This is a genomic window from uncultured Roseibium sp. (genome assembly GCF_947494555.1).
In the GTDB taxonomy this organism is placed as follows: domain Bacteria; phylum Pseudomonadota; class Alphaproteobacteria; order Rhizobiales; family Stappiaceae; genus Roseibium.
In genome coordinates this window covers 1,044,262-1,062,395 of the sequence record NZ_CANLVF010000002.1, presented here as the reverse complement: position 1 = coordinate 1,062,395, position 18,134 = coordinate 1,044,262, and the positions used below count along the sequence as shown (strand labels likewise).

18 protein-coding genes and 1 tRNA gene are annotated in these 18,134 nt (G+C 54.5%); 15 read left to right on the top strand and 4 right to left on the bottom strand.

The window, feature by feature from the left end:
* The first annotated feature begins 5 nt into the window (after window positions 1-5).
* The 9 genes from Q0915_RS13390 (at window position 6) to Q0915_RS13350 (ending at window position 8,371) form a co-directional block, all read left to right on the top strand.
* Window positions 6-293 carry an EscU/YscU/HrcU family type III secretion system export apparatus switch protein gene (locus tag Q0915_RS13390; protein WP_299472025.1) on the top strand — a complete coding sequence of 96 codons (288 nt, stop codon included), beginning with the start codon at window positions 6-8 and terminating at the stop codon, window positions 291-293.
* 82 nt (window positions 294-375) lie between these two features.
* Window positions 376-1,422: a hypothetical protein gene (locus Q0915_RS13385; protein WP_299472024.1), complete on the top strand. Its 1,047-nt coding sequence runs from the start codon at window positions 376-378 to the stop codon at window positions 1,420-1,422.
* A 193-nt stretch (window positions 1,423-1,615) separates the two neighbouring features.
* Window positions 1,616-3,097, top strand: a complete 1,482-nt coding sequence (gatB, locus tag Q0915_RS13380) for an Asp-tRNA(Asn)/Glu-tRNA(Gln) amidotransferase subunit GatB (RefSeq protein WP_299472023.1) — start codon at window positions 1,616-1,618, stop codon at window positions 3,095-3,097.
* A 3-nt stretch (window positions 3,098-3,100) separates the two neighbouring features.
* Entirely contained in the window at window positions 3,101-3,496 is a 396-nt protein-coding gene (locus tag Q0915_RS13375) for a GFA family protein (RefSeq protein WP_299472022.1), read from the top strand.
* 88 nt (window positions 3,497-3,584) lie between these two features.
* Window positions 3,585-4,205 carry a LysE family translocator gene (locus Q0915_RS13370; protein ID WP_299472021.1) on the top strand — a complete coding sequence of 207 codons (621 nt, stop codon included), beginning with the start codon at window positions 3,585-3,587 and terminating at the stop codon, window positions 4,203-4,205.
* Between the two features lie 300 nt (window positions 4,206-4,505).
* Window positions 4,506-5,186 carry an amino acid ABC transporter permease gene (locus Q0915_RS13365; RefSeq protein WP_299472020.1) on the top strand — a complete coding sequence of 227 codons (681 nt, stop codon included), beginning with the start codon at window positions 4,506-4,508 and terminating at the stop codon, window positions 5,184-5,186.
* Window positions 5,183-5,893: an amino acid ABC transporter permease gene (locus Q0915_RS13360; RefSeq protein WP_299472019.1), complete on the top strand. Its 711-nt coding sequence runs from the start codon at window positions 5,183-5,185 to the stop codon at window positions 5,891-5,893. The genes Q0915_RS13365 and Q0915_RS13360 overlap by 4 nt, the downstream gene beginning before the upstream one ends.
* A gap of 38 nt (window positions 5,894-5,931) precedes the next feature.
* Window positions 5,932-6,720, top strand: coding sequence for a transporter substrate-binding domain-containing protein (locus tag Q0915_RS13355; protein WP_299472018.1), 789 nt, complete (start codon window positions 5,932-5,934; stop codon window positions 6,718-6,720).
* A 103-nt stretch (window positions 6,721-6,823) separates the two neighbouring features.
* Window positions 6,824-8,371: a glycosyltransferase family 39 protein gene (locus Q0915_RS13350; protein ID WP_299472017.1), complete on the top strand. Its 1,548-nt coding sequence runs from the start codon at window positions 6,824-6,826 to the stop codon at window positions 8,369-8,371.
* An 11-nt stretch (window positions 8,372-8,382) separates the two neighbouring features.
* Here Q0915_RS13350 and Q0915_RS13345 read toward each other — a convergent pair whose 3' ends face one another.
* Window positions 8,383-8,904 (bottom strand): hypothetical protein, encoded by a 522-nt coding sequence (locus Q0915_RS13345; protein WP_299472016.1) that lies wholly within the window; start codon window positions 8,902-8,904, stop codon window positions 8,383-8,385.
* 177 nt (window positions 8,905-9,081) lie between these two features.
* Between Q0915_RS13345 and Q0915_RS13340 the strand changes: the two genes are divergently transcribed.
* On the top strand, window positions 9,082-9,546 hold the full coding sequence (locus Q0915_RS13340; protein ID WP_299472015.1) for a GNAT family N-acetyltransferase: 465 nt from the start codon (window positions 9,082-9,084) through the stop codon (window positions 9,544-9,546).
* Window positions 9,547-9,775: 229 nt separating this feature from the next.
* On the opposite strand, the gene Q0915_RS13335 is transcribed toward Q0915_RS13340, so the two are convergent.
* Window positions 9,776-10,543, bottom strand: a complete 768-nt coding sequence (locus tag Q0915_RS13335; protein WP_299472014.1) for an alpha/beta hydrolase — start codon at window positions 10,541-10,543, stop codon at window positions 9,776-9,778.
* Window positions 10,544-10,871: 328 nt separating this feature from the next.
* Here Q0915_RS13335 and Q0915_RS13330 point away from each other — a divergent pair, with 328 nt between their 5' ends.
* Both Q0915_RS13330 and Q0915_RS13325 read left to right on the top strand, forming a co-directional pair.
* Complete coding sequence (locus tag Q0915_RS13330) at window positions 10,872-11,141, top strand: hypothetical protein (protein WP_299472013.1); 270 nt, start codon at window positions 10,872-10,874, stop codon at window positions 11,139-11,141.
* 344 nt (window positions 11,142-11,485) lie between these two features.
* Window positions 11,486-11,575 (top strand) — tRNA-Ser (locus Q0915_RS13325).
* A gap of 399 nt (window positions 11,576-11,974) precedes the next feature.
* Here the strand turns inward: Q0915_RS13325 and Q0915_RS13320 are convergent.
* Window positions 11,975-12,352: a hypothetical protein gene (locus Q0915_RS13320; protein ID WP_299472012.1), complete on the bottom strand. Its 378-nt coding sequence runs from the start codon at window positions 12,350-12,352 to the stop codon at window positions 11,975-11,977.
* Between the two features lie 740 nt (window positions 12,353-13,092).
* Here Q0915_RS13320 and Q0915_RS13315 point away from each other — a divergent pair.
* From Q0915_RS13315 to Q0915_RS13305, 3 genes are all read left to right on the top strand, one after another.
* Complete coding sequence (locus Q0915_RS13315; protein WP_299472011.1) at window positions 13,093-13,248, top strand: hypothetical protein; 156 nt, start codon at window positions 13,093-13,095, stop codon at window positions 13,246-13,248.
* A gap of 204 nt (window positions 13,249-13,452) precedes the next feature.
* Complete coding sequence (locus tag Q0915_RS13310) at window positions 13,453-14,073, top strand: GNAT family N-acetyltransferase (RefSeq protein WP_299472010.1); 621 nt, start codon at window positions 13,453-13,455, stop codon at window positions 14,071-14,073.
* 503 nt (window positions 14,074-14,576) lie between these two features.
* Complete coding sequence (locus Q0915_RS13305; protein WP_299472009.1) at window positions 14,577-17,876, top strand: hypothetical protein; 3,300 nt, start codon at window positions 14,577-14,579, stop codon at window positions 17,874-17,876.
* Here the strand turns inward: Q0915_RS13305 and Q0915_RS13300 are convergent.
* On the bottom strand, window positions 17,848-18,111 hold the full coding sequence (locus tag Q0915_RS13300) for a transposase (protein WP_299472008.1): 264 nt from the start codon (window positions 18,109-18,111) through the stop codon (window positions 17,848-17,850). The genes Q0915_RS13305 and Q0915_RS13300 overlap by 29 nt on opposite strands.
* Window positions 18,112-18,134: the final 23 nt, after the last annotated feature.

Here is an 18,134-nt window from a genome sequence, read left to right as displayed (position 1 = left end):
CTGGCATGGAACCAAAAGACGAACCCGAAAAGAAGCTCGCCGTCGCCCTTAGTTATGAAAACGAAGGCGCGCCCGTCGTAACGGCAAAGGGAACCGGATCGATCGCGGAACAGATCGAAAGGCTCGCACAAGAAGCCGGTGTTCCCATCGAGCAGAACCCGATGATGGCGGAGGCCTTGTCCCAGATCGAAATCGACCAGGAAATTCCGGTCGAGCTCTATCAGGCAGTCGCCGTTCTGATCGGCTTCATCATGCGTACCGGACAGGCGCAGAACCAGCCGGAAAACGGATGACACCCGGGTTGATTTCCAGATTGCAGACGATTTTCTCATCAATCTGAAACGGTTGTTTAGATGCGCGTGATATTCCGGCAAGATGATTGGAAGGATCTCTGCCGCCCTTGTTGCGATCGCGCTTTTGGCCGTCTTTGTGTTTCCGCCGGAATTCGTTCGGGTCTGGGAACGTGCGAAAGCTGCCGAATTGGTGCGTGCTGGAAGTCTTGAGCAGGCCCAATGGGTCTATTGGGTCTTGCGCCTGCAAAGAGACCCGATAGGCAACAGCAACTATCATGCGCTCAGATACCGCGCATCCATCAATGCTGGCCGCGACATTCGCAAGGAGGCAACGAAATCCGCCATTGGCGCCTGGAAGAAGACTGGCGCTGCGGGTGTCGGTGCTTCGTACTGGAACATTGCCATGTTCAGCGTCAATTACGGTCAGGACAATCGCAAGGAACGCGACAAGAACACGTTCTGGCTTGAGCGCGCGGCAAAGGCAGGGATTGGTGATGCCGACCGTCTTCTGAACGCCGGCAATCGAGATTTGGATCGCGTCAGGGTCTTGATGAATGACGGTGATCCCGGTGCAGCGCTTACCTGGAAAAGGGATTCCGGCCTGAGCCTGACCGAAAAGCACAACGCACTTCGGATAGCTGCGAATGCAGGTCACCTTCAGGCAATGAGAGAGCTTGGCTGGTCATTGATTCTGAATTCTGAGTCCGAATATCAGGAGGCTGAAAAGTGGCTGGTCAAGGCGGCAGAAGCCGGCGAAACACAGGCCGCAAACAGGCTCGGCAATTGTCATAATCACAAGTTCTACTTTTGCCGGGAACGCGACGTCACCGAAGCGATTAAATGGTACGAGATTGCACTTAGACCGCCGCTCTTATTCACACCGCCTGTGATCACGCTGGACGCCGATCACGCGATCCGGCTTGGAACCATGCCACGCTGGTACAGCAAGCCGTTTGGGCATCAGGAAAACGCCGCCTACGAATTGGCGCGATTGTTGATCAATGGCGATGGGATCGAACAGGACCTCGCACGCGCCGAGCAACTATTGATCCGGGCGGGAGAGTGGAAAAAAGCAAAGAAGTTGCTTTCAGAACTTACCGCGCAGCAGGAATCCCTCAAAGACAGTTAGACGTCGGTTCGTTTTCGCAAGCCGGCACGCCTCGCGCGCTGTTTGTGCGAAAGCTGGTACCACGCATAAGGAAATCCTTGCAGCCGGGGCAATTCCCGAATAGGTCAACAGGCGGACAAAAATCGCGCCGCAACATGACTGCTGAGCTGTTTGGCCTGGCGCGAAATCGAACAGAACAGGATTTTTGACGAAGATGACGATTGTCGACGTACGCACACCCGATCCGAAGAAATTCATCAAGGGCGCGACCGGCGATTGGGAAATCGTGATCGGCATGGAAGTCCACGCCCAGGTGACTTCCGAAGCCAAGCTTTTTTCCGGCGCCTCGACCGAATTCGGCAAGGATCCGAATGGCAATGTCAGCCTCGTCGATGCGGCCATGCCCGGCATGCTGCCTGTGATCAACGAAGAGTGCGTGCGGCAGGCGATCCGCACCGGTCTGGGTCTGAAAGCGGAGATCAACCTGAAGTCCGTGTTCGACCGCAAGAACTATTTCTACCCGGATCTGCCACAGGGCTACCAGATCTCCCAGTTCAAACAGCCGATTGTCGGTGAGGGCAAGATCCTGCTCGACATGCCTGACGAGCAGGTTGAGATCGGTGTCGAGCGTCTGCATCTGGAGCAGGATGCCGGCAAGTCGCTGCACGACCAGCATCCGACCATGTCCTTTGTCGACCTGAACAGATCAGGTGTCGCGCTCATGGAGATCGTCTCCAAGCCGGACTTGCGCTCCTCCGATGAAGCAAAGGCCTACCTTACGAAACTGCGCACGATCCTGCGCTATCTCGGCACATGCGACGGCAACATGGACCAGGGCTCCATGCGCGCGGACGTCAACGTCTCGGTTCGCCGCCCGGGTGGCGAATTCGGCACGCGTTGCGAGATCAAGAACGTCAACTCCATCCGCTTCGTCGGCCAGGCAATCGAATATGAAGCCCGCCGCCAGGTGGCGATCCTGGAAGACGGCGGAGAAATCGATCAGGAAACCAGACTTTTCGATGCCGCGAAAGGCGAAACACGGTCCATGCGGTCCAAGGAAGAGGCGCACGACTACCGCTACTTCCCGGATCCGGACCTGCTGCCGCTCGAGTTCACCCAGGACTTTGTCACTGAGCTTGCCGGTCACCTTCCGGAACTTCCGGACGACAAGAAGGCCCGGTTCGTGAGCGACTACGGACTGACCGCCTATGACGCGGATATCCTGGTGGTTGAGAAAGCATCCGCTGATTTTTTTGAAGAGGTTGCCAAGGGCCGCGATGCGAAGCTTTCGGCCAACTGGGTGATCAACGAACTCTTCGGCCGCCTCAACAAGGAAGGTAATGACCTCTCCGAAAGCCCTGTATCTGCTGATCAACTCGGGTCTATCATCGACCTGATCAAGGCAGGGACGATTTCCGGGAAGATCGCCAAGGATCTGTTCGAGATTGTCTGGACCGAAGGTGGTGATCCGGCTCAGATCGTCGAAGATCGCGGAATGAAGCAAGTTACCGATCTCGGCGCGATCGAGGCGATCGTCGATGAGATCCTCGCCGCTAATCCAGACAAGGTCGAACAGGCGAAAGAAAAGCCCAACCTCGTCGGCTGGTTTGTCGGGCAGGTGATGAAGGCATCCAGGGGCAAAGCCAACCCGCAGGCGGTCAACGACCTGTTGAAGCAGAAAATCGGCTTGGAGTGACCCATGTCCAGTGACGGCGGCCAGTCAGAACTAAAGTTGCCCATCACTGGAACCTGTCACTGCGGCGCCGTCTCTTTCGAGTTGAGGGCGCTGCCGAGGCATGCTGTTGCATGTAACTGTTCCATCTGCCGCCGCCTCGGCGCTGTCTGGGGACACGGGGAAGCGTGCGACATCACGGTAAAAGCCGTACCCGAAGCAACGATCCGTTACGCGCACGGTGACAAGGAGATTGCTTTCCACACGTGCCGGACTTGCGGTACGACGACCCACTGGGAGGGGATCGCAGAGCAGGGCATTGGACGCATGGCAGTAAATCTGCGTCTCGCAGAACCTGGGACGATCGAAGCGATTGGCCTGCGCCATTTTGATGGCGCGGACACCTGGACATTCCTCGATTGAGGTCCGGCGGAAAGATTTGTTACGCTGCATCTAGGGCAACAGGATTTCCCACTACGCTGCATGACACCAGGATGTGCCGGGACCTAACATGAACGCGGATCTTACAAGTCTTTTGCTGGCGCTTGGTATCTTCGCGGTCGGCTTTGTCAGCATTGGCCCGAACATACTCGCAATCATCGGGACGTCCATGGAACGCGGGCGCGCCTCCGGCGCAAAGCTCGCGCTTGGCGTAGGGCTCGGATCCGGCATCTGGGCAACACTGACCGTTGCCGGCCTGACAGCGCTCATTGCAGCTTACGCGCATGCGATCACGATCCTGAAAGTGCTGGGTGCACTATACCTTCTTTGGCTTGCCTATAAGGCGTTGCGTTCCGCGGCATCGCCGGGCGCAAATCTTGCTGCAAAGCCGGCGACCGGGCAGCGGCTCTTGCTTCAGGGTCTCGTCATTCAGATGACCAACCCGAAGGCAGCCCTTCACTGGATTGCGATTGTTGGCATCGGCTTGGGTCCGGACGCACCGATATGGGTCGGATTTGCGCTCATCGTCAGCTGCACGTTGATGTCTGTCTTCGGCCACCTTGCCTATGCCCTGACCTTTTCAACGCGGCCTGTCGTTGATTTTTATCGTCGCAAGCGGCGTTGGATCGAAACCGGACTGGGTGTCTTTTTCTCGTTTGCGGCCTTCAAACTGGCGACCTACCGCAGCTGAAGCCGAAGACCGAGCGGCACCTGATTTCAACAATCGGCAGCGCTGCCATCAGCGAAAGAACCGGAATACGACCGGCTTCGCGAACCGGTAAACTGCCCGTGCACCTGCGGCAATAACTGGTCAATTGTTTAGCTGGCTGCCTTTTTTCTGAGCGTTTGCGCGCTGGAATGCGCCCTTAAGCAGGGCGAAGCGTTGGCCGTTAAGTCAATTTCCTCTTGGCACGCACGTTGCAGAAGATCCCTGGGTTTCAAGCGGGCTTGGGGGCGTCCTTGTACAATACAATTTGGCGGATCAGTCGAAGTGGCTGATCTGAGATTTTTCGAAATTTATCGTAATCCTGAGTATCTCTGGCTTCTCTTTCAGGGAGCGCTGGTCAGCGGCCTTCTCACGATCGGCGGCGGTATATTCGGCTTTATCGCTGCGCTGTTTCTCGCGGCCTTCCGGCACTACCGGGTGCCGGTTCTGATGCACCTTGCGACGGCATGGGTCGAATTCATCCGCAACACACCGCTGATCGTCCAGATGTTCTTCATCGCGTTCGGCTTGCCGCTCCTGTTCGGCTACCAGTGGCCGTTCTGGGGACATGCTCTGCTGGCGCTTTCGGTGAATTTTTCTGCCTATTTCGCAGAAATCCTGCGCGCGGGCCTTGCCTCTATTGAAACAGGGCAAGGCGAAGCGGCGGATGCGCTTGGGATCCCGAGATGGCTGAGTTTCGTAAAGGTAAGCCTGCCGCAGGCCGTCGCGGCCATGTACCCCTCGCTCAACAGCCAGTTCATATTCCTGTTTTTGACGACCGGTGTGATTTCAGAAATCGGTGTGACCGACCTGACCTGGGCAGGCGTCTATATCGACAGCCGGAGCTTTCGCTCCTTTGAGGTCTTTTTCACCCTGACCGTGATCTACGTCCTCATGTCGCTGATGTTCAAAAGCGCGCTGCGTCTTCTGCACGACAGGCTCTTCAGGTGGAAGGTTGTCCGTTGAAAGACCTGTTCGCCGATGTTTTGGGCAAGCCTTTCGGCATTGTCCTGTTTCAGCTGCTGGAGGCGACCCAGTACACGATCTATCTGTCGCTGATCGCCTTTGTCGGGGGCGGCCTGATCGCCATGATTGTCACTGCGGCGCGCGTGACCCCTGGCCGCTATCTGTCCGGTCTCTCGACCGTCTACACGTGGCTGTTCCAGTCCGTTCCGCTCTTGATGCTTTTGTTCCTGTTGGGACTGGGGGTGCCGCATCTTTTTTCCCTGCGCGTCGATCCCTGGCATGCTGCCGGTCTTGCCCTGACACTTTACACCAGCGCTTATCTCGCCGAGGTCTGGTGCGGTGCTATTTTTGCAGTACCCGGCAGCCAGCACGAGGGCGGCAAGGCCCTCGGTCTCACGCTGCTGCAGATCATGATCCTGCTCATACTGCCGCAGGCCGTGCGTTTGGCGATCGCGCCGACAATCGGCTTCATGGTGCAGATCATCAAGGGAACTTCGCTTGCCTATATCATCGGGTTCCATGATCTGATGACGATCGGGAAGCGCTGGGCGAATTCGCCGGTGCCCGGCACCCAGCCGTTCGTCATCTATCCGCTGATGGCAATCATCTATTTCAGTCTCTGTTTTCCATTGTCCGTCTGGTCGCGCCGCCTGGAAAAGCGGCTCGGATCGGCATCATCGGCGGGCGGGCGCAAGGCTGCCGCCTGAAACATCGCTCTTGTTCAACCAAAAAGGAGGGTCGCGAAATGTGGAAGAAACTAACTGGTCTTGGAGGAGTTTTACTGTCGGCTGCGCTTGTTTTCGCCAGTCCGGCAACTGCCGAGCTCAAGGACATCCTGCAGGCCGGAACGATCAAGATCGCAACGCCCGAGAATTTCCCGCCTTTCGGGTCCCTTGGCGCGGACGGCGAATACGAAGGCTATGACATCGACGTTGCCAAGATGATTGCCGAAGATCTCGGTGTCGAACTCGAACTGGTCCCGGTGACGTCGAAGCAGAGAATTCCGTTCCTTGAAACCGACAGGGTGGATCTGGTCATTTCAACGCTCGGTGCCAATCCTGAACGGGCAAAGTCGATCTGGTTCTCGCATGCCTATGCGCCTTTCTTTTCCGGCGCATTTGCCAAACCGGACGTTTCGGTGGCAACGATTGCCGACTTTGCCGGAAAGAAAATTGCAGTCACTGGCGGGACCCTGGAGGATCTTGCGATTACCGATGACGCGCCGGAAGGCTCAGAGATCATTCGATTTGGCGACAATGCAGCCACGATCGCAGCCTACGTCTCGGGACAGGCCGACGTAATCGTCACCGGCAACATGGTTGCGCTCGGAATTTCGAATGACAATCCGGACTTCAACCTGGAAACCAAGTTCATCATCGCCAACTCACCGTCCTATATTGGCGTGAAGACCGGCAACATTGATCTGCTGCAATGGGTCAATGTGTTCGTCCTGCACAAGAAGCTCAACGGCAAGCTCGATGAACTGTCGCAGAAGTGGTTGAAAACACCGCTGCCGCCGCTTCCGGCGCTCTGACACGAACCAAACCGGCGGAGGGCGTCTCTTGCACAGGCGCTCTCCCGGTGCCGCATTTGTTTGATGGGTTACATGGGATCGGAAATCATGTATCCCGCTTGCTATGAAGTCTTTGCCAGAAGCACCAATCCGCGGCGCTGATACTCCGTTCTATGCCACACCCTTGGCCGTCTGGGGCATCGTTGCCTTGTGGGGCCTGGCACACCTTTTTCTGCGCGCCATGTCGACACCGGTTCTCGGCACCGACGACATGTTCGAAAACGTGCTCGTTCAGACACTGGAGCCGGGTTACATGCTTCGCCAGCCGCCGCTTTATGAGTGGCTGCTCTGGTCCGCGCAGCAGGTCTTCGGTCCGACAATCTGGTCGGCTCTTTTCGTCAAATACTGCCTGATTTCAGTTGCCGCGCTGTTTCTGTTTCTGATAGCGCGCAAGGCGCTTGAAAATCCACGGCTTGCAGCGCTTTGCGCCTTTTCCTATTCCCTCTATTACCAGTTCGGCTGGAACCTTCACGAAGGTGTAACCCATACCGTCGTCCTGACCACGGCGTGTGCGGCAAGCGCGTTTTTCTTCATCAAGGCGCTCGATACCGGGCGGTTGGGTTTTTATCTTTTGTTTGGCGCCGTCGCCGGCGCTGGTCTGCTTGGCAAGCACTCCTATCCGATCTTTGTTGTGGCGCTCGTTCTGGCCGCGCTCAGCGACGGTGCGTGGCGCGCCAAAATCAGGCTGTCGGGTCTGGTTCTCGTGCCAGTCGCCGCCGCAATCGTCTACAGCCCATACGCGGTGTGGATTTTGACCGAGGGGTTGCAACTCTTTGCCTCCGTCTCGAAAACCATGGGTGTCGCATCGGAGACCTCCCACATCGCCCGGGTAGGAGAGGGGCTTGGCAAACTTGCCTTCGGCCTCCTGGGTTTTTCTGTCATCCTGGTGCCTGTGCTGCTGCTGATCTTCTGGCCGCGCTACCTGGGCAGGAAGGAACCGGCAACGCTCGCGGTCAATGATGTTGCCCGCCTGTGCGGGCGCACGGTGCTGGCGATGGTTCTGCTGACGGCGGTCATGATTGCGATTACCGGCGCAACCTACGTCAAGGAGCGCCACATGCACCCCTTGATGCTGCTTTTGCCGATCTACCTGTTCGCCGATCTTGAACGGTTCGGCTTTGACCGGCAATGGCGCTGGCTTGCGACAATTGTCATCGCGACAGTTGCGGTCGTCTTCCTTGCGCGTGTCCCGGGCCTTGCGGCACCCGACAAGTTCTGGTGCGGCGGCAAGTGCCGGCACATGAAGCCTTACGCAGACCTCAAGTCACCGCTTGAGGCACTTGGTGCGGGCGAGGCGACCCTGGTCGCCGATGACGGCTATACCGGCGGAAATCTGCGGGTGCTTTTCCCGGGCGCACGCGTGGTTACAGACGCCATTCCGGCGCGGGTGCCTCCGCGTGAAAAATGCTTCTTCATCTGGGAGGAGGGCGACAAGCGGCCTGATGAACCGGCCGATCAGCGCTACAAGGAAGTTGTCTTCGGAAAAACCGGTGAGCCTGTTTCTGTGGAATATCTGACCGGGTCATGGCCGCATCTTTGGAAAGAGGATGGGTGGCGAACCACATGGTGGGGCGTTGCGGAACTGGGTTCGAACGAAGCACTCTGCCGATAAAGCAGAACGCACTAGCTTTGAGACGTCAGCAATGTATCCGTCTTGCGCTCCAGGAACTGCCCGAGCTCGTCATAACCGTTCGAAAAGCTGGAGCACCAGATCCGGCCGATCCCGGCGACTTCGATATAATCTGCCTGGACGAGGGCGGAACGTCCGACATATTCCAGATTGTCCCACGACACCGACTTGTTCTTCAAGAACGGACTGTTGAAGTGAATGTTGTTGCGGTCGTAACCGAGGCGGACAAAGAACACCTGGTAGTTGACGAAGATCGTCATCGCGAGAAAGCCGGCTGTGATGACAAAGGCAAATGCGATCTGTTTCGCCGGTGCATGCGCCATCGCATAGACAAACAAAATCGCCATCGGCACGAGCGACGCGGCCAGGCACTTCACAGGCCAGCTGTAGCTCAGGAAGCAGATATGCCCCCTTCTGATGGCGTTGGGATGTGCAGACGCGGACAGCCCCCAAACGGAAGCTGCTCCGATTGCACCGCATCCGGCCGCCATTGCCAAACCGCCCAAGTCAGTCACGCCTAAGCTCCACAAGCTGATCGAAATTCAACCTAAGGGTATGGACGCCGGTTTAAATCTTGGTACATCAGGTGAAACGCATTTGAATCAAGTTTTAGCAATCGGGCGCCCGGGCTCCGCAATGCGGTCTGCTTCGCGGTGCAGTCCATTGTTCTTCAAGGGAAATTGGTGCGCACAGTGGAACCTGAGATCCGAATCGAAAAAGCGGCGGTCAGCCATCTCCGCGAAATCGTGGCAATCATCAACGCCGGTGCGACGAGCGTGCGCAAGGACAGGGAATTCGACGACTGGCAGGATTACCGGTTTGCTCTCGATGCCCTCATCGCAGCTCCGGAGGTTGATATTTATGTTGCGCTCAACGAGGCAGACGAGGTTGTCGGCACATATCAGATCCACTTTTTGAAGGGGATGGCCTTCATGGGCCGGCCGCGCGTCGAACTTGAAAGCGTTCATGTGCGCGCTGATCAGCGCGGCAAGGGTGTTGGCCGCAAGATGATGGCGCACGCTGAAGACCTCGCGCGCCAAGCCAATGCCTGCATGCTGCAGCTGACATCGAACCGCGAACGCGAAGGCTCGCACCCCTTCTATCGGCGGCTCGGCTATGACCAAAGCCATCTCGGCTACAAGAAAATGCTGCTCTGATTTAGGAATATTGAGCTCGCCGCGAGCACACGCGCGCCATCTCAAAACAAAACCCCGCCGCATCTGCAGGACCGATTACGCCACACTTTCGGCCTTTACGATGCGACGGGGTAGGGCCAAATCGCGGGGGGATCTGGACTTGAAAACCCGTCACCTAAGGTCGCGTGATCGGCTTTTTTCGTGAGGTCACTGGCCCGGATCGTCTGCGGGAGGAGAATTTCGGCTTACGTCAAAGCGCGCGGATCCACTCCAGGCAGTGTTGTGCGAGCTTTTCGCGCCCTTCTTCCAGCTTCATATAGTGACATCTTCCAGGAACCTCGACGAAGGTCGCCTGTGCACCGTAGCGATCCGCCATCGTCTTGGCTGTTGTCGGCGGCACAACCTTGTCTTCGCTCCCAGAGAGAAACAGCAGGGGCGCAGTTGCACGGGTAAAGTCTACCCTGGTCGTCTGATTGACGTCGTACATCCAGAAGAAAAGTTCAAAGAGCACCTGTCCGCTTTCTGTGCCGAGCCGGTTGCAGATCTCGTGCTGCTGTTCCACCGGCATCGTGTTGAGCCCGTATGCCGCCAGCAAGTCGAAATCCTGTCCGGGGACATCTTCCCAGAAGGGACCGGCTGACATGAACATCTTCCCAAGAGCACGTTCCATCTCCGTGGTCGGGACCGTTCCATTGATGATGCTGCTGTTGATGAGAACGCCTGCCTCTATCAGCCCGCGCGCGGACAGCAGCTGCGCAATCAGGCCTCCAAGGGAATGCCCGATTACGATGGGCTTGCGGTCGAGCTTCGTGATGAAGGCGGCAATGTCCTCGACATAATCGGCAATGCTTGTGCCTTTCAGCGCCCGTGTCCGCTGGTCTCCCTCCGCAAGGTCGTGGAAACGATAGACAGGGCTGTGACACGCATAGCCTTCAGCCTCGAAAAAGTGGCGGATCGGGTCCAGCGTCCAGGAAGCGGCATTGGTTCCGTGAAGAAAGACGATGACATTTTCTGACACTTTCCGGCTCCGTCTCTTGAATGGGGTTGGAATGGCCTCTGCTGCGCTCAACCAGAAAACCAAACTCTCGGCTTGGTGAACAGAGCGTTTATGCGGTCAGTGAATTTCCGGGGTAATTTGCTTGAAATATTTGAGGAAATCGCCCTCTCATGCTTACCACAGTGTAAATTTCAGACTTGTTTAAAGTTTTGTTCGCTTTGCGTTAAACCTGTTTTTTTACGAGCCGTTTAACTGCTCCTGTTGAAGTAGACCTCAAGAAACGCCGGGGAAAAATTCGCAAATACTTGCGTTTCTGGGGAAGTCTAACAGAGGACGAAAGGGGAGCGTTATGGCTCGTTTTGAAATTCATTCGGCTGATATGGCCGCCATGGGCGAAAAGCCCGTTACTGCTGACATCCTGTTCCAGATGGGTCTGGACAGCGCCTGTGGCCGCAATGGCGCGACCGACCTGGTGACAGCTCATAAATGGTTCAACATCGCCGCCTTGAAAGGCAACAAGGACGCCGCCCAGTACCGCAAGGAAATTTCCGGCGAAATGAGCCCGTCCGAGATCGCCGAAGCACAGCGCTCCGCGCGTGAATGGCTGTCGATGCATTGATGGGGTCAAGGGCCGCCGGCCCGACGGCACCTGAACCCTTGCATTTGTTCTGACGCGGCAGCGTGAAGCCGGCTGCCGCGCGCGGAACCTGCCCCGCGACGGCGGGAGCTGACCGAGCCCACCGCCCGTGTGCTTTAGCGGCGTTGGCAGGGCTGCAACATGGATACCCTAAGCCGCTTTGGGCCCGCATGGAAATATCCACGCACTCACTGAAAACCGCGTTTGTGGAACCGCGCGCCCTGCGCGTTGACGATCGGCAACCTGATCGCACGACGTGGAAAAAGTTATCGCGGCAAAAATTACGCCTTGAACTTGATGGCTTTTGTTCGTACACGGGTCGAGCCGGAGAGGTGGCCGAGTGGTCGAAGGCGCTCCCCTGCTAAGGGAGTAGGCGGGCAACCGTCTCGAGGGTTCGAATCCCTTCCTCTCCGCCATCTACCTAATTTTCCTTCCTATATCAAACAATTGCCGGAAACCCTGGAGTTTTGGTCGATTTCCTGATGGAACCTGGTGGAATACAGTTTGGATTTCGCCCAAGGGGAATAGGTTTGAAGCGTCTAAACAAGATCGGAGCGCGCTATTATTATCAGCACGCTGTCCCTACCGACCTACAAGAAACACTCAATAGAAAAAATGGTGCGTCTCACTAAAGACGGACTCGAGCCAGGTCGCTGGGTAAAGTTGCAAGGAAATGCTCGTCTGAAGCAGAAAACTTGCAACAACTAGTACCCGAAAAGGCTTCAAATCAATGCAAATCAGTAGCCTGCGGTTTCTTCACGTGCGACAAATTCAACTTTCAATAGTGCACATACGGGCAAATGCTTATTCAAAATCTAGTCCAGAATTTTCTCACCCTCGAATTCCCATAAAAATAATTTCCTCAAAAATGGTAAGCTGTCTTCAAAGTTACCTTTGTTCGCATCTTTAAATCTTTCGCTTATTGTATCAGTGATTGATGATTTACTAAAATTACAAAAGTACACTGCCGGATAATTGTCAGAAACATAACTCTCGTACATTTGTTTTGCTTCTTGATCTTCACCGATTACGATATAAAACGAAAAGAGAGAAGATGCCTCTTCGTGTTCATCTCCAATATCTAGTGTTACTGTGATAATTCCCTTATCTAATTCAGGAAGGTCCGCGGCGTTAAAATACAATTGACCTCTTTCTGTTGAGCAGGTCATATCTATTGACTTAATCTCTAACACTACATCCTCACGTCTAGATGAATGTTTGGAACTCTCGTCTCTTTTCGCGGGTTTGCTCCAAACTTTGCTGGCATTATAGCTGCAAAATTTACCTGTATCTTTATCTGTGAACGTGTGGAGTGCGACCCAACGTGACCTCGGTGTGGACGTCCGCGACTGACTTGGTCCAGTGTGTGTAACGTTGTTTGGTTCGAAGCGGGGATTGAGGAATTCTGCGAACCCTAGAAAAAATCGGATACTTTTTTTGAAATCCATTACATGGCAGTCTCAATTAAGCGTTGTGCCTTGAGGAGGCTGGATTTCCAAAGTAGAAAAATGAGATTACCTGTGTTAAATTTCCTTAAAGTATTATTCATTTGCATTGCGGTATTGATAATTTACTTATTAATTGTTAGGATGATTATTTTTATGTCTATACCGTTATTTACTGAGATCTCAGTAATTTTGATAACGCTTATTACGGGGCATATTTGCAGCCGTAAAATCTCGAAATCGGATCGGTAAAGTTGAAGATTGATAAAGAGAAAGGATCTGGTAATCGGGAGATTTGACCTTTTCAATGGTCAAGCTCCAACGATTAAAATTGAAGGCGCTAAAATCACTCCAAGTCTTAACTTTCCTACCAATATTTTTTTGTGGTCCTGTTGGTTCTATTCGGGGAATTTCCAAAAAATAGGTTCAGTGCGAAAAGGCTTTTCAATTGCTCACTACTTTGGCTGCGTAAAACCCATGCTATGATGATGGACAAGATCTGCGCCACAATCGAACAGCGCAAGGCCTGGTCCCAGAACATGGGCCATGAGCATCTGGCAACAACAGTTACCGCTTACATGCCGGTGCCGCGTGAGCGGCAACGCGAAATCATCAGAGGCCTTGCAACCAGTGACACGGCGTGAGGCGCGATTTGTTCGGATACCCGATTGAGAACGCTGCGGAAGTTCAAAATTCAACCGGAAATCGAATAAATTCGGTTGCACGTCACTTAGTACTATTGCTAAGGTTTTGTTAACTTATCTTGGGTTGCCGCCAGGCAGCCCTGACCGTTTTAAGTGCGCATGAGGCAGCGTGCTTTTGCCGGTCAAATTGGGGAATGGGGCAAGGTGGACAGAAGCAATTCTGATCTCTCCGGGCGCGAGCAGATTGCGTCCGGCGGAGCGGGCGAAACTGTGCCGACAAACGTTGTGCGAGGAAGCGATATGTCCGGGTCCAAACAGCCGGACGCCACGCGCAATTCAGGCCGCATCTTGGTTCGGCTCGCGCGGGATAGCGAGGCGGATTTCAATGCCGCCTTTGACCTCGTCAGGGACGCCCACAATAGAACCATCTTCCGCGACATTCCGTTTTCCGAGCGCAAGGCGCGCGCCCTATTCGACAAGGTCGTCCGGCAGCCGGATCAGCACGGGTTGCTGCTCGCGACGCTCAATGAGGAAGAAAAGCCGGTCGGCTTTGCCTCGCTCAATGCCGGTGAGTACTTCCTGGGTGAAGGCGCGCTCGTCTGCTCCGTAACCGGGCTCTATTACGACAGTTCTCTCTCTGGAACGATGCTGGCAGGCAAGGTCGCCCTCCGGCTGATGCAGGCTATCCGGCAATGGGCAAAGGAGCGGAATTGCAGCCATATCCTGGTGCACGTTACCAATGGCATCAGCGCGGCGGAGAGTGACCAGTTCTTTAGGCGGTGTGGTCTGAAGACGGTTGGGGGGAATTATGTTGAGGTAACTTAGACTCTTGCAAAAATTGTGTTCAATGGGGTTGGTTTGGACTGTATTCTGTAGCTTCCATTACACTTTGGATGGGATGAAGATAAAGAAGCTGGATTGAAAGTATTTCTTCTTCTGAATGCGAGTTCACATGGTTGTTTTTTTGCAAAAATTATTCAGTAACATGAGTGCCTACTTGTTATTTATTTCCATATTTTGCTTCTTTGTTTTCGTTGTTTTGTATTTTTTACTTGGTGGTGTGGCGCTGAACGGATACTCCGATGGAGGTGGTTTTTACTTAAAGAACGGGGAGGAATACATTGAAGTTTCTGAACTATCATACAATGCTTCCTTGATTGTGAGTGTAATTACAATTATTTCTTTCCTCTCTTTGTTGTTTTTTGATTTTCTAGCGAGAATTCTTAAAAAATAGGCGGTAAATACTATTTAATATTTTCGAGAATTTGGATTATTCGATTTTGAGCGAAGTGTAATTCATTTAAATCCAATCCAATACGGTGGGCAGAATGACAGGTTATACGAGCAGGGTTTCGGAAACTACGGGAGATATTTCCTTAGGTGTCGGCATTGCTAGGCAAATACCAATAAATACACCAGGCGCACAAAAATTGCTTCGTGCCTTGTCAGAAAATACGCCCTTTCCAGTCGCTGAAGTACTAGGTTCGCCAGACTTTATTGAAGTCACATTCTCTGCTGGAACCTCAGCGCGTTTGGAAGTCAGTCACCCAGACTATTCGAGTATGAATTTTTTTGAGCGGCTAATGGTTGGGGTAGCGCCTGGTGTCGCAATAGTCCCAAAGTTTGAACCGTATGCTGCTATTACATTCGGTGCTGGAATTGGTATTGGCAACTTTGGCGGACTAGATTTTGAGGGAGGGATTAGTGTCGGTCACTACGAACATCTGGGTAAGTTAAGTATTGCTGTTGAAGGTCAATTAATAAAGAAAGGAAAGTTTGTTGGCGGTGGAATGGCAGTGCCATTCGGTTCACTTCCCGGCGACCCAGGAACCAAAGTGTATCTTGTACGAAGCATGGATAAGAAAGTGCTTCGTAATGGAGCTTTTGAGTTCGAATATACTTGGATTATTTCAGGCCCAATGGCAGTCGAAATGTCAAGATCATTTCTGACTGACAATCTATTAGTGGACGACATTATTAAGAATATTGAAGTTTTTACTACAAGGAAGTGCTTTGTCAGTGGGACGCCGATTTCTCTGTTTGGAGGCGCAGAGAAGGCAATTGAGCACATAAAAACTGGCGATACTATACTTGCATTCGATCCTTTCGTGGGAGGGGGGCGTGGTGAGCTTGTCTTAAATAAAGTCGTCCGCACATTCACAAATGTTACAGAAGAATGGTTGCGCCTGACCTGGATTGAAGGTGGTGAGAAAAAGGAGCTTGTGACTACACCCGGTCATCAGTTTCTTGCGGCGCAAGGTGGTTTTAAGGAAATTGAGAGCCTTGTTTCGGGTGGGCGCGGCACGGTTGTGCTTGCTGACGGCTCCGAAGCAGAAGTTACTTCTGAGCGTATCGTCTATTCTTCCGAAACCGCTGATATGTTTGAGCAGGCCGAAGGGTATGTTTATCCGGAAAACGGCAACCTTGCACTGAAGCCGGTCTACAAGAAGGGCTGGAAAACCTACAATTTTGAGGTTGAGGATTTCCATACCTATGTCGCTGGCGGTGTGCGCGTGCACAACGATTCCTGGAGTGATGGTAGTGGTTTTGAGTATGCCAACTGGCTGACTCGGGACGGGAATGCGACTGTCGAACTGATCGACGGAAGGCATCAATCGCTCAATGGAGAAGACGTCCTTGGCTATCGACTTGGCCTACCTAGCAGTTATCGAGACACGCCAAGCGCTCATGGGGAGTCACTTGCTTTTGGCATGGCAAGGGACGGCGGGTTTAGCAACTCTGATATCTATTATGCTTCTTGGCGTGAACACACGCTTCATAGAAGTGTTAATGGTATTCTCCCAGAAGCGATCTCTGATCCAAGAGCATTTTCGAAGCAAGAAGCAAGGTTTGCAAAAAGCATTAGAGAAGGTGAGCGCGCTGCTCCCGGCTCCAACCAGAATTCCGGTCGCGACTCCGAAAGTTCGACGGTTGACACGACGCGTTCGCGTGAGACGGGCATCGGCAGTGGTGGTCTTGGTGATTACGACAATGATGGTGAAGTCAGCGCACGCGAGCACAACCGCGCGGAACACGAAGGCAAGTACGGAAACAACAAAAGCGACGGCGAGTCTGGCGGCAATGGTGGTGGTCAGGGCAAGCCTGTTCTTCTTGATCTTGATGGTGACGGTCTTGAGGTCACGGCGCTGGACCGGTCGACCGTCTTCCTTGATTCAGAAGGTGACGGCTTCCTGCGCCGCACGGCCTGGGCGGGCGAGGGCGACGGGGTCCTGTATTTCGACCCGGATGGCCGCAACGAGATCACGGAAAAGCGGCAGTTTATCTTCACCGAGTGGGACCCAACGGCAACGAGCGATCTTGAAGCCATTGCTTCCGTGTTCGACACGAACAGCGACGGCGTTCTGGATGCCGGCGATGCGGATTTTTCCAAGTTCAAGCTGATGGTGACCAATGCGGACGGGTCGATCGTATCGAAGACCCTGGCCGAGCTAGGCATTACCGCACTGGACCTGACGGCGGATGCGACCAACATCGAGCTTTCCGACGGCTCGGTGATCACCGGCAAGACGACGTTCACCCGTTCTGATGGGACCACCGGTACTGTCGGTGACATGTTGCTGGCCTCGGAGGCCCAGGGGCATCGGGTTGAGCAGGTGGAAACGACGGATGGCAGCGGCAACCGCGTGCTGACCTCAACCGCCTATGCGGCGGACGGCAGCAAGGCCTATGAGATCCACTCGGTCACCAGCACGGACGGGCTGAATATCACCAACCGCTATGACGACAATGGCGATGGGGTTGTCGACCGGATCCAGACGATCGTGACAGTGGTCAATCCGGACCAGAGCCGAACGGAAACGGAAACGAACCTTTCCGGCAGCAACGCGGCGACGGCGGTGCTTGAGACACGCATCGTGACCACGACGAGCGTGGACGCTGGAACCGGCGACAAGATTGAGACCATCGAGCGCGATCTGATGGGCGGCGGCTGGTACGACCAGCGCGAGGTGCGCACCGAACACCTCGGTGGCAGTTGGACGATTGTTGTCAGTGATCTGGCGCAGGACGGCTCTGTGATCACCAGCCGCTCCGAAACCGTTACGAGCGACGGTTCTGTCCGCACCGACGGTACTGACGCCGACGGCGACAGTCTGGACGAGACCATCGTGACCCACACGGTGACGGTGCATGCAGATGACAGCCGCACGGAAACCGTTGCGACGACCAACCGCGACGGCTCGTTGCGTGCCGGCGTTCAGGAAGATGTCAGCGCGGATGGACGGACCAAGACGATCCTGCGTGATCTTGATGGCGACGGCGATGATGACATACGCGAAGAGCATGCGATCACGGTTGCCTCGGACGGGTCAACCAATTCCACTTTGACGATTTACAATGATGACAACAGCCTTCGAACCCAAACCAGCGGCGTTCGGTCGCCAACTTCCGCAGCCTCGTGCGCAAGGCCGCGTCACCCTGATCCTGTTTCCGGTACTGGAACGTTGAGCGGTCCAGGCCCGCAAGACGGCATGCTCGACGCCTCTCAGCGATTGCAGGCAATCGCCTGCCGGCCAATGGCATCGCTCTGGCCATGCCGGTCCATAACGTCCCGCACAGCACGGCGCTTTACGTCAGGCGTCAGTAGTTTTTTGTCGCAAGATCTTTGAGTGCGGCATTGTCGAGCATCGCCTCCGCCAGCATTCGCTTGAGCCGGGCATTCTCGTCTTCCAGAGATCGCAGCTTCTTAGCATCTGACACGTTCATGCCGACAAATTTGGCTTTGTACTTGTAGAAGGTCGCATCGCTGATGCCATACTTCTGGCAAATGTCAGAAGCCTTCATCCCGGCTTCGTATTCCTTGATAATTCCGATGATCTGCTCGTCGCTGAATCTGCGCTTCATGGTCCATCGTTTCCTCAGATGAA

Excerpts from the sequence above, each read along its gene's own strand:
- Q0915_RS13370 (WP_299472021.1), top strand. The coding sequence starts at position 3,585 with ATGAACGCGGATCTTACAAGTCTTTTGCTGGCGCTTGGTATCTTCGCG.
- Q0915_RS13385 (WP_299472024.1), top strand. The coding sequence starts at position 376 with ATGATTGGAAGGATCTCTGCCGCCCTTGTTGCGATCGCGCTTTTGGCC.
- Q0915_RS13305 (WP_299472009.1), top strand. The coding sequence starts at position 14,577 with ATGACAGGTTATACGAGCAGGGTTTCGGAAACTACGGGAGATATTTCC.
- Q0915_RS13355 (WP_299472018.1), top strand. The coding sequence starts at position 5,932 with ATGTGGAAGAAACTAACTGGTCTTGGAGGAGTTTTACTGTCGGCTGCG.
- Q0915_RS13350 (WP_299472017.1), top strand. The coding sequence starts at position 6,824 with ATGAAGTCTTTGCCAGAAGCACCAATCCGCGGCGCTGATACTCCGTTC.
- Q0915_RS13330 (WP_299472013.1), top strand. The coding sequence starts at position 10,872 with ATGGCTCGTTTTGAAATTCATTCGGCTGATATGGCCGCCATGGGCGAA.
- Q0915_RS13390 (WP_299472025.1), top strand. The coding sequence starts at position 6 with ATGGAACCAAAAGACGAACCCGAAAAGAAGCTCGCCGTCGCCCTTAGT.
- Q0915_RS13375 (WP_299472022.1), top strand. The coding sequence starts at position 3,101 with ATGTCCAGTGACGGCGGCCAGTCAGAACTAAAGTTGCCCATCACTGGA.
- Q0915_RS13315 (WP_299472011.1), top strand. The coding sequence starts at position 13,093 with ATGGACAAGATCTGCGCCACAATCGAACAGCGCAAGGCCTGGTCCCAG.
- Q0915_RS13300 (WP_299472008.1), bottom strand. The coding sequence starts at position 18,111 with ATGAAGCGCAGATTCAGCGACGAGCAGATCATCGGAATTATCAAGGAA.
- gatB (WP_299472023.1), top strand. The coding sequence starts at position 1,616 with ATGACGATTGTCGACGTACGCACACCCGATCCGAAGAAATTCATCAAG.